This window comes from Pseudomonas sp. 8AS (genome assembly GCF_902506505.1).
Taxonomy (GTDB): domain Bacteria; phylum Pseudomonadota; class Gammaproteobacteria; order Pseudomonadales; family Pseudomonadaceae; genus Aquipseudomonas.
On record NZ_LR733406.1, the window covers coordinates 2904237 to 2918646 of the forward strand.

Consider the following 14410-nt stretch of genomic DNA (forward strand, 5'->3'; position numbering starts at 1 on the left):
CGTTGTCAGCCTGATCGCGGCTTAAGCCGCTTCCAGCAAACGCAGCACGCCCTTCGGTCGCGCAGCAGCAGCTTCGGCCGGCCCGCCGGGCAGATGCCAGCAGGCCGCCTATCAGGTTTCAGATGCGGAAGCGCGCCACCAGGTTGTTCATGTCGATCGCCAGCCGCGACAGCTCCTGGCTGGCCGCGCTGGTCTGGTTGGCACCGGCCGAGGTCTGCAGCGACAGGTCGCGGATATTCACCAGATTGCGGTCGACCTCGCGGGCGACCTGGGCCTGCTCTTCCGAGGCGCTGGCGATCACCAGGTTGCGCTCGTTGATCGAGGCGATGGCCTGGGTGATGTTCTCCAGCGCCACCCCGGCTTCGCGGGCGACTTCCAGGGTCGAACGAGCGCGCAGATTGCTGTTCTGCATGGAGGTAACCGAACGCTCGGTGCCCTGCTGGATGCCGCCGATCATCTGTTCGATTTCCTGGGTCGACTGCTGGGTGCGATGGGCCAGCGCGCGCACCTCGTCGGCCACCACGGCAAAGCCACGGCCGGCGTCACCGGCGCGCGCCGCCTCGATCGCCGCGTTAAGGGCAAGCAGGTTGGTCTGTTCGGCAATCGAGCGGATCACGTCGAGCACCTGGCTGATGTCGCGCACCCGGCTGGCCAGCTGCTCGACCTCGTCGGCCGTGGCCGTCACGTCCGCGGCCAGATGGCTGATCGAATCGACGGTCTGGCGCACCTGCTCGCGGCCCTGCTGGGCGGTCTGATCGGTTTCCTTGGAGGCTTCCGAGGTGCTCACCGCATTGCGCGCCACCTCTTCCACCGCTGCGGTCATCTCGTTGACCGCAGTCGCCGCCTGTTCGATTTCGTTGTTCTGCTGGTGCAGGCCGCGGGTGGAGTCCTCGGTCACCGCATGCAGCTCTTCCGAAGCCGAAGCCAGCTGGTTGGACGAATCGGAAATGCTCTGGATGGTGGTCCGCAGGCTCTGCTGCATGCTGCGCAGGGCGGTCAGCAACTGCGCGGGCTCATCCTCGCCCTCGACCTGGATGGTCTGGCTCAGGTCGCCGGAGGCCACCACGTTGGCCACCTCCACCGCCTGGGTCAGCGGCCGGACGATGCTGCGGGTGAGCATCAGGGCCAGGAAGATGGTGGCGGCAATCGCTGCCACGAGCAGCAGGATCACCAGCTGGGTGGCGCTGTTGAAGACTGTCTCGGTCTGCTTGGCGGCGGCGGTGACGCCCTCGGTGTTCAGCTTGGTCAGCGTCACCAGCTCGCGGGTGACCTGGTCGGCATGCTGGTTGAGCTCGCCGCCGGCGACGGCCAGCGCTTCGTCCAGCATGTCCTTGCGCGAGTAATCCATGATGCGCATCTGCTCGCGCATATACAGATCCTTTGCCTTCTTGAACTGCTCGTAGGCCACGCGCTCTTCCGGCAAGGTGATCAGCGCTTCGTAACGGGCCTGCGCCGCATCCATAGCCCGCTTCATCTCCTCCACGCGCTGCTCATTGGCATGAATGGCCTGCTCATCACGGATCAGCAGCAACCGCAGGGTCATGGCACGGACCCGCAGGAAATCCTGGCTCATCTCATCCAGCGACAGAATGGCGGGAACCCAGATCTCGTTGACTTCGCTGGACTGCTTGTTCATGCGATTCATCTGCATCAGCGAGAAACCACCGACAACCAGAACCAGCAAGGCCAGTACCGCGAAACCTAACCCGGAACGAGTTGCGATTTTCATATTTCTCAAAGACATGGGGCTGCACCTGTGACGATGTACGAGTGAGGGAAGATTGGCGTCAATTTTTAAGAGCAACTTAAATGGAATCACGCCCGGCTTCTATTCAACTTATCGACTAGTGCGCACGGGGCTTGAATGAGCCAGGCATAAAAAACCCGGGCATCTCCATGCCCGGGTTCGGCCCATCACAGGCGGTCTCAGCGCACCTGAAAACGCTGCTCGACCAGCTTGCGGTCGCCCTGGAACACCATGAACTGCCACTCCCCGGGTACCACCTCGTAGCGCTCGGTGAACTCGTAGGCCATCACGTCCTGCTCGGCACCGGCGGCCAGTTTCTGCACCACTTCGATCTTGTCCTGGCGACGCCCGTCCGGCCCGATCAGGCCCGGAGTGAAATACATCAGCGTCAGCGGTTCGCCGCTTTCCGTCTTGCCGGACAGGCGATAACGCACGCCAAACTTGGTACCGAGGCGGGCCGGCACCTCATCGGTCTGTTCGATCTGCTGGTTGGCCCGGGTCAGCACCCGCTCCCCCGGCTGCGGGTCCTTGAACGAGGTGGCGAACACGCCGTACTCGATCGGTCCTTCGACACGCACATCGGCCACAGCCAGGCCAGAAGCCAGGCCCAGCGCCATGCCGTCATGACTGCGATGGCGCGAGCCTATGACGGATGCACGACAGGCTGATGACAACTGCGCAGCCGACTGTTGTAGCCCGGCAACAATGCCGAGCTGAGCAACAGCTCCGGTCTTGCCGGCACCAACGCCACCCTGGTGCTCAAGCGCTGAATCGGCAAGTAAGCCATTCCCGCATAAACGACAAGGGCGCCGATTGGCGCCCTTGTCGTTTATGGGTCTTAGTGCTCAGGCCGCTGCTTCATCATCGGCCTGGGCTCGGCGACGTCGGTTGAAACCCGGTATCAGCATCGGCACCTCGCGGCGATAGGCTTCGTACTCCGGGTGCACCTCGCACAAATCGCGCTCCTCCAACTGGATCGCCGAGAGGATATAGACCGTGATCATCAGCGCGAACAGTACATGGGTCATGCTCATCTCGGGCGTCGCCCAGAAAGCGAAGAACCAACCGACATACAGCGGATGGCGCACGATGCGATAGAGCGCCGGGGTCTTAAACGGCAGCACCGTATAGGGCTTGCCGAGCAGTTGCAGCCAGACCTGACGCAGACCAAACAGGTCGAAGTGGTTGATCAGGAAGGTACTGTAGAGCACCAACAACCAGCCAAAGGCGAACGCCGCATAGAACAGCCCGCGACCGACGGAATTTTCCACCGCCCACAACACGCCCCCGATCGGCTGCCAGTAGCTGAACAGCAGGATCAACGCCAGGCTGGAAAACAGCACATAAGTGCTGCGCTCCGCAGCCTCGGGCACCAACCCTAGCCACCAACGTTTGAACACCGGCCGCGCCATCAGGCTGTGCTGCACGGCGAATGCCGCCAGCAGCAGAATATCGATGGTCAGGGCCTGCAGCGTCGGCAGTTGGGGCGCGCCGTCGAGCGTGCGCGGCAGTAGCGGGCAGTTGCCAACGAAGGCAATGGCATACAGGAAGGTGGCGAAAAATACGGCATAACTGCCGACGCCATAGAGAAAGATCGCAAGGCGTTTCATGGTTTAGACCTCTTGGCTACCGTGCCGCTTATGGGCCGGTTCAGGCTCGCGGGTTTAAGCAGTTGCACAACTGGGATCGAGTACGCTGCGCACTTCGCAGATGCGGTCAGCCGGAAAACCGCTGATCTGTGCGTGGCGCTGAATCAGCTCGGGGCTTTTCGCCAAATAGACACAGAACAGCTTGTCGGCGGTGACATAGGAGTGCAGCCACTGGATGTCGCAACCCAGGCCCTTGAGCACCTGATGGGAGTGCTGCGCGGCCAGGCTCAGTTCGCTCGGGCTCATCTGCCCGGCGTTGGGGATATGACGTTCGATCACATAGCGTTTCATGCGGGTTTCCTGCCTCTGTCTCGGGAAGCTGCAGAGTCATCTGCAGTTGAGGTCAGGTTGCGCCGCGTATGTATCTGCGCGATGGCGGCGTGTTCAGCCTTTGTATGCCTATGGTTTCAGTCGGTGTCACTGGGCAGGATCGTGCGCAACCAGGCATGCAGCCGGGCCTGGTCCAGGGGCTTGCGCAGCAGCGCACGGATACCCTGGGCCAACACTTCGGCTTCATCGAGTTGCTCGCTGAAACCGGTATAGAGGGCAATCGGCAGGTCGGCACGAGCGGCCAGCAGCCGGCGGGCCAACTGCAGCCCCGTCAGGCGGGGCATGCACTGGTCGAGAATCACCAGATCCCAGGCGTATGGATCGCTGAGCAACTGCTCCGAGGCCTGTTCGGCATCGCACCACAGGCACACGTCGAGCCCCCACTGGCTCAGGCGTTCGGCCATGAACTCGGCCACCATGCTCTCGTCGTCGACCACCGCGACCCGCCCGCGCCAACGGGCCGGGTGGCCGTCCTGGAGCAGGCTCGGGCTGCCCGCAGACGCCTGGGTGTCAGCTTGCACCAGCGGCGGAATCAACACCTTGAAACTGGCGCCCTCGCCCTCGCGACTGTCCAGCAGAATATGCCCGCCATACTCATGGACGATGCCGTGCACCATGGACAGCCCCATGCCGCTGCCCTGTCCGGGCGCCTTGGTGGTAAAAAACGGTTCAAACATGCGCAATTGAACCGGCCCGCTGATACCGGGCCCGCTATCCTGCACCGACAGCATCAGGTAATCGCCATTGAACGACTGCTGGCAGGAGGCGCAGGTATTGCGCGGCTGGGCTACCCGTTGCAGGACAATCTGCAGCCGGCCTACGCTGCCCATGGCATCGCGGGCATTGATGCACAGGTTCATCAGCACCTGCTCCAGCTGCACCGGATCGACCAGGGCTGGCGGTAGATCCTGGGCCAGACTCATCTCGATTTCCATGCTGGTTGGCAGGGTCGATTGCAGCAACTGACGGAACTCGCCGATCAGCTTGTCCAGCGCCACCGGCTGCGGCTGGCCACGACTGCCACGACTGAAGGTAAGCATCTGCTGGATCAGATCGCGGGCCTTTTCCGCCGAGTGCTGCACGCGGCTCAAATAACGGCCCAAGCGCTCATCGTCCTGCTTCTCGGCCAATTCCTCAGCCATCACCGTGTAGCCGAGCATACTGGTCAGCAGATTGTTGAAATCATGGGCGATGCCACCGGTCAGGTGGCCTATGGCTTCCATGCGCTGGGCCTGGCGCAACTGTTGCTCCAATTCCGCACGCCGGGATTCGGCCTGCTGGCGCTCGGTGATATCACGCAGAAAGCCGATAATCTGCGGGCCCTCGGCACCTTGCACCACCGAGATAGCCAGCTCGGCAGGAAACTCCTGGCCATCGGCACGCTGCGCGCAGACTTCCACCCGTCGACCGAGAAATCCCCCCTGCCCCGTCTCCAGAAAGCGCTGAACGCCCAGTAGATGTGCATCTCTATGGCGCGGCGGGATCAGCAATTCGGCCAGTGACTGACCCAGCACTTCACCAGCCGTGTAGCCGAAACACTGTTCGGCTGCCAGGTTGAAGGTGGTGATGCGCCCCTGGGCATCCATGCCGATGATGCAGTCCAGCGCACTGCTAACGATGGTGCGGTACTGCTGCTCGCTGGCACGCAGGGCGCTCTCGGCCTCCTTGCGTTGGCTGATCTCGCGGGTAAAGGCGAGAATCCGGTCGACGCCGGCGATGCTCGCGCGCTTGAGAAACACCTCGTCCCAGTGCAGGCTGCCATCGCGGTTGCGCCTGAGCCACTCGAAACGCTGCGGTCCTTCATCGCGGGCCCGGGCCAACCAACGCACGGCATCTGCGCCGGTATAGGGTGAATAGCCGGCACTGAACGCTTCAATGTCCATACGCAACATGTCCGCATGGGCGTAACCGTAGATCTCGCAGGCCCGCGGATTGATGTCCACCAGCGCATAGCTGTTCAGGTCATGGACGAAGATCGCATCCGCCGACGCCTCGAAGATCGAGCGATAACTGGCCTCGGCATCCAGACGCTGCAACTCGGCGGCAGCCCGTACCGAGAAGATGCGCAGGATCGACTCTGCCCGGCTGCGATCCTGCATGGGCCCGCAACGGCCGGCTGCGATCAGCCCCAGCGGCCTGCCATCGCTGGCGAACAGCGGGTAACCGGCATAGCTTTCGACGCCAAAGGCCGTCAGCACGCCGTCATCCGGATAACGTTCGAGCAGGCCACTTTCGATGAAGTGGAAGGACTTGTTGAACACCGCCTCGCAAGGCGTACCCGGCAGCTCGTAGGTGACATTGCCGTGCAGCTTGCCCGCGTGGTAAAGCGCCAGGGTCGTCAAACTCAACGGCGAACCCTCGTTGACGCGACTGACGAAGGCGAAATCGGCGAGCAGCGAACGTGCCATATAGCGCGCTATGGCTTCGAACACCGCCTCGCCGGTGGCGGCACTGACGCCCAGGGCGACATGTCGCAACGCCTCCTCGACGCGCTTGCGCTCGCTGATGTCGGTGGAGATGCCACATACGGCGATTACACGGCCCTGCTCGTCGTACAGGGGAAACTTGCTCGACAAATAGACCCAGGAACGATCCCGCAGTATCAGTTGTTCCTCGAACTCGATGGAATGACCGAGACTGGTCACACACAGGTCATTGTTGCGCAGGGCATCGGCGACGGTGGCGGGGAATAACTCGTGATCGCTGCGCCCCAGTACCTGCTCGGCGCTCAGCTGGAAGAACCGCTCGAAGGCGCAATTGACCAGCTGATAGCGGCCCTGCAGGTCCTTGATGTAGATCACCGCGCTGCTGTTATCGACGATCTGCCGTAACGGATGATCCAGAGCGCTGGCCACCAGCGCCGGAACCGGTTGGTTCATGCTGCGTCTCCGCACTGATACTCTGTCCGGAGTATAGGAACCGCAGCTGCTGGTACGACGCTCGACAACCAGACTGAAACAATTGAAACAGGGGCTGTCGATCGTGAAAAATCCGACCGACACCCATCACCGCGGGCAGAGCAGCTTGCCGCGAGCGCCTGGCAGAAAACCTTCAGCGGCGCCCGTTCAATGTGGCGGATCGACTACCAGCATGTAGCCCACGCCGCGCAGGGTGCGAATGATCTGCGGCTTTTCCGGGTCGTCCTCCAGCTTGCGACGCAGACGGGCGATACGGATATCGATGGAGCGGTCATAAGGATTCCAGTCGCGATTCTGCGTCAGGTTGAGCAACTGATCACGCGACAGCGGGCGATTGGGCCGCTGGGCGAATGCCTGCAACAGATCGAATTCCATGGCGGTCAATTCGACCTCATGGCCCTGCTCGTCGTACAGCTGCCGTCGTTGCAGTTCGAGACGATAGCGACCGAGGCGAATGCTCTCCTCACCCTCGGCGTCGGCTTCCCGGGCGCCCGGGCGTAGATAGCGGCGCAACACGGTTTTCACCCGGGCCAGCAGTTCACGCGGGTCGAAGGGCTTGCCCAGGTAATCGTCGGCTCCCACCTCCAGACCGATGATCCGATCGAGCGCACTGCCGGCTCCGGAAATCATGATCACCGGCAGGTCATGGTGTTCGCGCAAAAAGCGCGCCAGGCTCAGGCCATCCTCACCAGGCAGGCCGACATCCAGCAACACCAGGTCGGGGAGGCCAGCCTGCAGGGCCTGGCGCATGCCCGTGCTGTCGGCGCAGGTGCGCACCTGATAGCCATGTCCGCCAAGGTAGTCCTCGAGTAACCGGCGCACCTCGCCATCATCGTCCACCACCAGGATCTGTCTACCCTCCTGCACGCCCGCACCCTCGCCGACCCACCGTTCCTCACAGCATAGTCAGCCAAGCGCACGCCGCGACCGGGTATTGACCGAGCGGCCGAATCGGACATTGCGCCTTGCTTGACCAGAATCAACGCCTCGGTCTCGGCGCGTCCTATGCTCTGGCAACGCAAATGGCAGCACGACGAGGGGCATGCATGGCGATCAAGACCATCGGCTCCCATGGGCACATGCAGGCCGGCATGAGTATCGAAGTGCAATGCGGCGACTATCGGGTGGTCATGGATCAGCCCGTCCATGCTGGCGGTCAGGGCCCGGGCCCCACCCCGCTGGATATTGTCCTGGCGGCGGTCGCCGGTTGTTTCGGCACCCTGGGCCGCTACATCGCCCATCAGCAGAAGATCAACCTGCGCGGCATGCGCTTCGAGATCGAGGCCGACTACGACCCCGATGGACTACTGGGCCGGGCGCGATGACGTGCGCCCCGGCTTCCAGGCACTCCGGGTCAAGGTGGAGATCGACGCCGACCTCGACCCTGAACAAAAGCAGGCGCTACTCGAAGAAATCGAGCGGTGCTGCCCGCTGGCCGACAACCTGCTCAACGGCACCCAATTGCACAGCCGCCTGGCCTGACCGAATCAGCGCACCTGAAAACGCTGCTCCACCAGCTTGCGATCACCCTGGAACACCATGAACTGCCACTCGCCGGGCACCACTTCGTAGCGCTCGGTGAATTCGTAGGCCATCACGTCCTGCTCGGCACCGGCGGCCAGTTTCTGCACCACTTCGATCTTGTCCTGGCGGCGCCCGTCCGGCCCGATCAGGCCCGGGGTGAAATACATCAGCGTCAGCGGTTCGCCGCTTTCCGTCTTGCCGGACAGGCGATAACGCACGCCGAACTTGGTGCCGAGGCGGGCCGGCACCTCATCGGTCTGTTCGATCTGCTGGTTGGCCCGGGTCAGCACCCGTTCCCCCGGTTGCGGGTCCTTGAACTGGGTGGCGAACACGCCGTACTCGATCGGTCCTTCGACACGCACATCGGCCAGCGCCAGGCTGGAAGCCAGGCCCAGTGCCAATGCCGTCAGGCTGAACACTTTCATTTCGCGCTCCTTGATTGGGATGGCGCGAGCCTATGACGGATGCATGACAGGCTGATGACAACTCCGCAGCCAACTGCCGCTGCCAGCCGAGTCGTGACGCAGGCACCAGCTGGGCGCACCAAAATAGAACAACACCAATCAATTGCACCTACTCGGGGCAATCGATCATGCGGATTTTCGACGCCAACCTTATGGCAGACCTCGCCGATAGTGGCACCGTGCTTGCACAGCTCCCTGTAGACCATTCAGGGAGCTCACCATGCTGCAGTTACTGCGCAAACCCGCCCAGCGCCTTCGCGACGAAGAAGCCCTCAGCGCGCTGTTCAACCAGCACGACCTGACCAGCCGCCTGGCGGAAAGCCAGGCCTGGATGGGCCGCCTCAATCGCTTCAGCGATGGCCTGCACCAGCGCATCCGCACCAGCCTCGGTGCCGCCGTCGGCATCGCCGCCCATGCCCCGCAGCTGGCCAGCATCGCCAGCGCCAACCAGGAGAGCGGGCAGAGCCTGGCGCAATCGTCGGAGCTGATCGCCAGCGCCAGCGAGCAGGTCACCACCACCCTGGATGCCGAACTGGTGCCCGGCACCGTGGAAGTCGCCCGGCTCTCCGGCGAGGTCTCCAGCACCCTGCGCCAGTGCCAGCAGAGCGGCCAGGACGTGCTGCGCCAGGTCGAGGCCATCGGCCTGTGCGAAACCGACCTGAGCCAGGTGATCGGCAACCTCGGTGCGCAGCTGGAGGAAGTCAGCAAGGTCATCGGCGTGATCGCCAGCATCTCCCAGCAGACCAACCTGCTCGCCCTCAATGCCGCCATCGAGGCCGCGCGCGCCGGCGAGCACGGCCGCGGTTTTGCCGTGGTGGCCGAAGAGGTACGGCGCCTGGCCGGCCACACCACCGAGGCCACCGGCCAGGTCAGCAGCATCATCGAGCGCTTCCATGCCGGCATGCAGCAGTTGAGCAATGCCGGCGAGCGCATGCACCAGGCCGTCGACGACGGCCGCCAGGGCATGCTGCAGGTCGGCGCCGGCCTGGACAGCACGCGCCAGGCCATGGACCGCCTCGACGAGCGGGTCGGCCATATTGCCACCGGCACCGAGCAGATCGGCCAGGCCGTGCGCTCGATCAACGGCGACGTGCAGCAGATCGCCCAGGTCGCCGGCGACCTGCTCGGCAAGGCCGGCCAGGTGCTGCGCCACAGCCAGGCCGTGCGCGAGGATGGCGACCGCCTGCTGCAGGGGCTCGGCGACTTCCGCCTGGAACTGCACCGCGCGGTGCAGGCCAGCGTCGAGCAGCTGGCCGGCCATAGCCAGCTCGGTGGCGAAATCGGCGCGGCGGAGCGCCTGCTCGCCGACACCCTGCGCCGCGATCCGCGCTTCGAGCTGTTCTACCTGGTCGACGGCAATGGCGTGCAGCTCTCGGAGAACATCTTCGCCAGCGACGTGCCGCACCAGGACACGGCGTCCTGCCGCGGCCGCAACTGGAGCCAGCGCCCCTGGTTCCGCGCGGTGGCCGACGACCTGCGCAGCCATATCACCCCGGTCTATCGCTCCTCGGCCACCGACGAGTTCTGCTTCACCGTGTCGGTGCCCATTCTCGGCCAGGATGGCCGCCTGCAGCGGGTACTCGGTGCCGACGTGCGCCTTTCCGTGCTGGTCTGACGGCGCCCGCCTGGGCTAGGCTGGTGCTCTCGACCCGCCAGCCCAGGAATAGCCATGATTCGCATCAGTACAGAGAACGGCCTGCGTCACAGCATCGAAATCGGTGAGCACCTGCTGCATAGCGACGTTCCCGTCGAGTTTGGCGGCGAGGCCTCCGCCCCGGAGCCCCACGACCTGTTCGATGCCGCCATCGGCGCCTGCAAGGCGCTGACCCTGATGCTCTATGCCCGGCAGAAAGGCCTGCCGCTAGAGAGCCTGGATCTGCGCATCAGCCGCGACGACAGCGCGGAGCGCCAGGGTCTCTACCGCCTGGCCGTGCAACTGGAGCTGCACGGCGCCCTGGATGATGCGCAGCGCCAGCAGCTGCTGCGCATCGCCGACAAGTGCCCGGTGCAGAAGCTGGTGACCAGCAGCGAGGTGCAGATCACCACCCAGCTCGGTGAGGCCTGAGATGGCCGGCCTGCTGCTGATCCAGCCACGCGCGGAAGACATCGCCGGGCAACCCATCCTGCGCCCCCTGCCCTCGGCCAGATGCCGCAGCGTCGGGCCCTTCGTGTTCTTCGACCACATGCTGGAGCAAACCTATGCGCCCGGCAGCGGGATGAACATCAACCAGCACCCGCACATCGGCCTGTCCACCCTGACCTACCTGTTCGAAGGCGAGCTGCAGCACAAGGACAGCCTCGGCTCGGACCAGCGTGTGCAACCCGGCGATGTCAGCTGGATGAGCGCCGGGCGCGCCGTGGCCCATGTCGAGCGCACACCCGAGGCGCTGCGCCAAACGGGCTCGCGCCTGCACGGCCTGCAGGTGTGGCTGGCCCTGCCACAGGCCGAGGAACAGGACGAGCCGAGCTACAGCCACCACCCCGCCGCCAGCCTGCCGCGCAGCGACGCCATGGGCGTGCAGATCACCCTGATCGCCGGCAGCGGCTTCTGCCTGCAGTCGCCGGTCCCGGTACGCTCGCCCACCCTCTACGCCGAGCTCAAGCTGCAGGCCGGCGCCAGCCTGCTGATCCCGGCCGAGCAGCGCGAACGCGCGCTGTACCTGATCGACGGCGAGGCCAGGCTGGAAGATGACGACCTGCCCCTGCGCGGCCTGGCCGTGCTGCCCGAGGGCGAGGAGCTGCTGCTCAGCGCCTGCGGCGAATGCCACCTGGCCCTGATCGGCGGCGAACCGCTGGGGCCACGGCGCATGTACTGGAACTTCATCGCCAGCGAAGCGGCGCTGCTGGAACAGGCCAAGCAGCGCTGGGCCGGCGGCGACTGGCCGCAGGTGCCCGGCGAGACGGCGCGCATCGAGTTGCCAGGATAGCTGCAGGCAAGCCACCCTTAGCCGCAACCAGCCATCAGCGATGACACGCCATGCCCTCACTCCACACCTTGCTCCTCGGTCTCGGCGCCCTGCTCCTTGCCGCGACCACGCCCCCGGCCTTGGCCGAGCCCTTGCGGGTCGGCTATTTCGACCTGCCACCGCACACCGAAGCCGAGGGCGCGGCCCCCGGCAGCGGTATCGCCGCGGCATATTTCGAGCGGATCGCCAGGCGAATGGAGCTGACCGACATCCGTTACAGCAAGCTGCCGCTCCCCAGGCTGCTGCACATGCTCGAACGGGGCGAGCTGGACATGGCCCTGCTGCTGGCCAAGGACGCAGAGCGCGATACGCGCTTTCTCTACCCGCGCCAGGCGCTGTTCAGCACTTCGGCGGCGCTGGCCGTGCAGAGCAGCAATCCGCTTGCCGCCATCCGCTCGGTAGAGGATGTGCTGCGGCTGCGCATTGGCGTCTGGCAGAACGGCTATCACGCGTCCCTGCTCAACGACCCGCGGCTACAACTGCAGACCCTGAGTGGCGATAACGTGACGATCAAGGGCCTGAGGATGGTCGCCGCCGGGCGCATCGACGCCTTCTACTTCCCCGACAACTACGCCCTGCAATACGAGACGAACAAGCTCGACAGCCAGGCCCGGATCAAGGTGCTGGCGATGCCAGAGCAACGCCTGGCGCTGTATTCGGTGTTTTCCCGCCAGAACGGCAGCCGATATCTGCCCCGCTACGAGAAGGCCCTGCAGGCAGTGCAGGCGCAAACGCCCTACGCCAGCTTTTTCGAGGCCCAGCTGACGCACTGACGCAGCGCGCAGAAACGACAAGGCCCGCAGCAGCGGGCCTTGTCTTCACGCGGCAAGCGTCAGGCGGAGAGTTCCACCAGCAGCTTGTTCAGGCGCTGCACGTAGGCGGCCGGGTCCTTCAGGCTGTCGCCGGCGGCCAGGGCGGCCTGGTCGAAGAGGATGTGCGACAGGTCGGCGAAGCGTTCCTCGTCCGGCTCGCCATCCAGCTTCTCGATCAGCGGGTGGGCCGGGTTGATCTCGAAGATCGGCTTGGATTCCGGCACCTTCTGCCCGCTGGCTTCGAGGATCTGGCGCATCTGCAGGCCGAGGTCCTGCTCGCCGATGGCGAGGATCGCCGGCGAGTCGGTCAGCCGGTGGGATACGCGCACCTGCGCCACCTGCTCGCCCAGCGCCCCTTTCAGGCGCTCGACCAGGCCTTCCTTGGTCTTGGCGATTTCTTCCTGGGCCTTCTTGTCCTCTTCCGAGTCCAGCTTGCCCAGGTCGAGGTCGCCGCGGGCCACGTCGACGAAGCTCTTGCCGTCGAATTCGCTGAGGTAGCTCATCAGCCACTCGTCGATGCGGTCGGTGAGCAGCAGCACTTCGATGCCTTTCTTGCGGAACACTTCCAGGTGCGGGCTGTTCTTCACCTGGGCATAGGTTTCGCCGGTGAGGAAGTAGATCTTGTCCTGACCTTCCTTGGCGCGGGCCAGGTAATCGGCCAGGGCCACGGACTGCTCGCCGGAGTCGTCGCCGGTGGAGGCGAAGCGCAGCAGGCTGGCGATCTTCTCCTTGTTGGCGAAGTCTTCCGCCGGGCCTTCCTTGAGTACCTGGCCGAAGTTCTTCCAGAAGGTCTTGTACTGCTCGGGTTCGTTCTTCGCCAGCTTCTCCAGCATGTCCAGCACGCGCTTGGTCAGTGCCGACTTCATCGACTCGATGACCGGGTCCTTCTGCAGGATCTCGCGGGACACGTTGAGCGACAGGTCGTTGGAGTCGACCACGCCCTTGATGAAGCGCAGGTACAGCGGCAGGAACTCGTCGGCCTGGTCCATGATGAACACGCGCTGCACGTACAGCTTGAGGCCGCGCGGCGCTTCGCGCTGGTACAGGTCGAACGGCGCACGGCCCGGTACATAGAGCAAGGATGTGTATTCCAGCTTGCCTTCGACCTTGTTGTGGCTCCAGGACAGCGGGTTCTCGAAGTCGTGGGCGACGTGCTTGTAGAACTCCTGGTATTCCTCGTCCTTGACCTCGGTGCGGCCACGGGTCCACAGCGCGCTGGCGCGGTTGACGGTTTCCCATTCGGCCTCGGCCGGCTTGTCCTTCTCCTCGCCGTGGAATTCCTTGGGCAGCTCGATCGGCAGGGCGATATGGTCGGAGTACTTCTTGACGATGTTGCGCAGGCGCCAGCCATCGGCGAACTCTTCTTCGCCGGCCTTCAGGTGCAGGACGATGCGGGTGCCGCGCTCGGCCTTGTCGATGGTGGCGACTTCGAAGTCACCCTCACCCTTGCTCGACCAGTGCACGCCTTCGCTGGCGGCCAGGCCGGCACGGCGACTGAACACGTCGACCTTGTCGGCGACGATGAAGGCACTGTAGAAACCCACGCCGAACTGACCGATCAGATGCGAGTCCTTCTTCTGGTCGCCGGTGAGGTTTTTCATGAAGTCGGCGGTGCCGGACTTGGCGATGGTGCCGAGGTGGGCGATGGCCTCCTCGCGGCTCAGACCGATGCCGTTGTCTTCGAGGGTGACGGTCTTGGCGTCCTTGTCGAAGGTCAGGCGGATCTTCAGCGGATCGCCGCCTTCGAGCAGCTCCGGCTTGGCCAGCGCCTCGAAGCGCAGCTTGTCGGCGGCATCCGAGGCGTTGGAAATCAGCTCACGGAGGAAGATTTCCTTGTTCGAATACAGCGAATGGATCATCAGGTGCAGCAGCTGCTTCACCTCGGTCTGGAAGCCCAGGGTTTCTTTTTGAGTTTCCACACTCATGGTCGTCTAACTCCACATGCAGGACAGGCCGCGAACGCGGCGGATGTCCTGCAGATGGGGACTTCGGAATGGATT

11 protein-coding genes and 2 pseudogenes are annotated in these 14410 nt (G+C 64.2%); 5 read left to right on the plus strand and 8 right to left on the minus strand.

Annotated features, from left to right (window positions below; genetic code table 11):
- Positions 1 to 118: 118 nt before the first annotated feature.
- From GV001_RS13475 to GV001_RS13500, 6 genes are all read right to left on the minus strand, one after another.
- Positions 119 to 1744: a methyl-accepting chemotaxis protein gene (locus tag GV001_RS13475; RefSeq protein ID WP_160080657.1), complete on the minus strand. Its 1626-nt coding sequence runs from the start codon at positions 1742 to 1744 to the stop codon at positions 119 to 121.
- A 182-nt stretch (positions 1745 to 1926) separates the two neighbouring features.
- A complete protein-coding gene (locus tag GV001_RS13480; RefSeq protein ID WP_160080659.1) occupies positions 1927 to 2364 on the minus strand; it encodes a DUF3859 domain-containing protein in 438 nt (145 codons plus the stop codon).
- Between the two features lie 228 nt (positions 2365 to 2592).
- Positions 2593 to 3357, minus strand: a complete 765-nt coding sequence (mddA, locus tag GV001_RS13485) for a methanethiol S-methyltransferase (protein WP_160080661.1) — start codon at positions 3355 to 3357, stop codon at positions 2593 to 2595.
- Between the two features lie 54 nt (positions 3358 to 3411).
- A complete protein-coding gene (locus tag GV001_RS13490) occupies positions 3412 to 3687 on the minus strand; it encodes a DUF4242 domain-containing protein (RefSeq protein ID WP_160080663.1) in 276 nt (91 codons plus the stop codon).
- Between the two features lie 116 nt (positions 3688 to 3803).
- Complete coding sequence (locus tag GV001_RS13495) at positions 3804 to 6605, minus strand: PAS domain S-box protein (RefSeq protein WP_160080665.1); 2802 nt, start codon at positions 6603 to 6605, stop codon at positions 3804 to 3806.
- 186 nt (positions 6606 to 6791) lie between these two features.
- Complete coding sequence (locus tag GV001_RS13500; protein ID WP_160080667.1) at positions 6792 to 7511, minus strand: response regulator; 720 nt, start codon at positions 7509 to 7511, stop codon at positions 6792 to 6794.
- Between the two features lie 179 nt (positions 7512 to 7690).
- Between GV001_RS13500 and GV001_RS20265 the strand changes: the two are divergent.
- Positions 7691 to 8126, plus strand: a pseudogene (locus GV001_RS20265) (OsmC family protein).
- Between the two features lie 5 nt (positions 8127 to 8131).
- Here the strand turns inward: GV001_RS20265 and GV001_RS13510 are convergent.
- Positions 8132 to 8593 (minus strand): DUF3859 domain-containing protein, encoded by a 462-nt coding sequence (locus tag GV001_RS13510; protein ID WP_160080669.1) that lies wholly within the window; start codon positions 8591 to 8593, stop codon positions 8132 to 8134.
- A 769-nt stretch (positions 8594 to 9362) separates the two neighbouring features.
- Here GV001_RS13510 and GV001_RS20390 point away from each other — a divergent pair.
- The 4 genes and pseudogenes from GV001_RS20390 to GV001_RS13530 all read left to right on the plus strand — a co-directional run.
- Positions 9363 to 10247: pseudogene (locus tag GV001_RS20390) on the plus strand (methyl-accepting chemotaxis protein); the annotation flags it as partial.
- A 54-nt stretch (positions 10248 to 10301) separates the two neighbouring features.
- Positions 10302 to 10697 carry an OsmC family protein gene (locus tag GV001_RS13520; protein WP_160080673.1) on the plus strand — a complete coding sequence of 132 codons (396 nt, stop codon included), beginning with the start codon at positions 10302 to 10304 and terminating at the stop codon, positions 10695 to 10697.
- A 1-nt stretch (position 10698) separates the two neighbouring features.
- Positions 10699 to 11559: a pirin family protein gene (locus GV001_RS13525; protein ID WP_160080675.1), complete on the plus strand. Its 861-nt coding sequence runs from the start codon at positions 10699 to 10701 to the stop codon at positions 11557 to 11559.
- 50 nt (positions 11560 to 11609) lie between these two features.
- Positions 11610 to 12371, plus strand: coding sequence for an ABC transporter substrate-binding protein (locus tag GV001_RS13530; protein WP_160080677.1), 762 nt, complete (start codon positions 11610 to 11612; stop codon positions 12369 to 12371).
- Positions 12372 to 12430: 59 nt separating this feature from the next.
- Here GV001_RS13530 and htpG read toward each other — a convergent pair whose 3' ends face one another.
- On the minus strand, positions 12431 to 14335 hold the full coding sequence (gene htpG, locus GV001_RS13535) for a molecular chaperone HtpG (RefSeq protein WP_160080679.1): 1905 nt from the start codon (positions 14333 to 14335) through the stop codon (positions 12431 to 12433).
- Between the last annotated feature and the right edge of the window lie 75 nt (positions 14336 to 14410).